Here is a 940-nt window from a genome sequence, read left to right as displayed (position 1 = left end):
GCAATTAAATTATACAATGAAATAAGATTACATTTATCTTTAAATTTCAAAACCCCAAATATGGTATATTTAAAAACAGCGTAAATCAATTTTAACCTGTAGCCATATTTCAGGACAAGACATTTAAAATATTAAAGTATAATATGAAGCTGATTTCAACACTCATTATAATTTTAAGTTTCCATTCTTTATTTTCTCAGGAGATCAATCCTCAAATTTTAGAGAAGATTAATGAAGAAGGAATTTCATATACTACATTTCTAAAAAACGGAAATATTGAGTCTTTGCGAAATGCTAATTCGCCAAAAGATACTTGGCTGTTTTCCAAATTAGAAAAATACAAGCAGAATTTAGGTTCAAAAGATATTTTATATGGGAGTGTAATTATGCCTAGTATCGTAGAAAACTCCAATCTTTACTTTTACAACTTATTTGCATATGACGTTAAAAAAGAATTTTACTATTTCGCTGCGATAGTTTCTTATAAAGTTATAGATGATAAGGTTCTATTTGACAATTCATTTTTATTCACGGAAAAAGAATCTCTACAGGATTGGTGGATGAAAATATTCAGTTTTTATGAAAGTGAAAAATTTAATACGATACCAGCGAAATATCAATTCAAAACTTGTCCTCCACCACCTTTTAGAAGTTGATTGAATAAAAAAAAACGACACCACAACAAAGATCTGAGTTCATTGCGGCGGAATTTTCTGCCGAAAATTCCCGCCGTTTTGCTATCTTTCGGCTAGAGCGGAAAAGTCCTTCGGACATTTTCCGCAACGAAACCATAGCCCAACCGTTGGGCTTAATTATGACCCGTCCTGAATAAAGGCTACATAATTTTAAACATTATGTACAAAAATGACAAAGTGATCAGACGGTATTCAGAACCTTTCAAACTGAAAATTCTGGACGAACTTACCACCGGAAAACTAAA

The 940-nt window shown here is 31.4% G+C and carries 1 protein-coding gene; it reads left to right on the top strand.

The window, feature by feature from the left end:
• The first annotated feature begins 143 nt into the window (after positions 1 to 143).
• Positions 144 to 656, top strand: a complete 513-nt coding sequence (locus AC58DT_RS15655; protein ID WP_497217726.1) for a hypothetical protein — start codon at positions 144 to 146, stop codon at positions 654 to 656.
• The last annotated feature ends 284 nt before the right edge of the window (positions 657 to 940 follow it).

This window comes from Aequorivita sp. CRS11, from assembly GCF_059693805.1.
Note: the sequence above shows the minus strand (reverse complement) of the source record. Positions and strands in the feature narration are given on the sequence as shown.

Coding starts and splice junctions, on each gene's coding strand:
- AC58DT_RS15655 (WP_497217726.1), top strand. CDS start 144: ATGAAGCTGATTTCAACACTCATTATAATTTTAAGTTTCCATTCTTTA.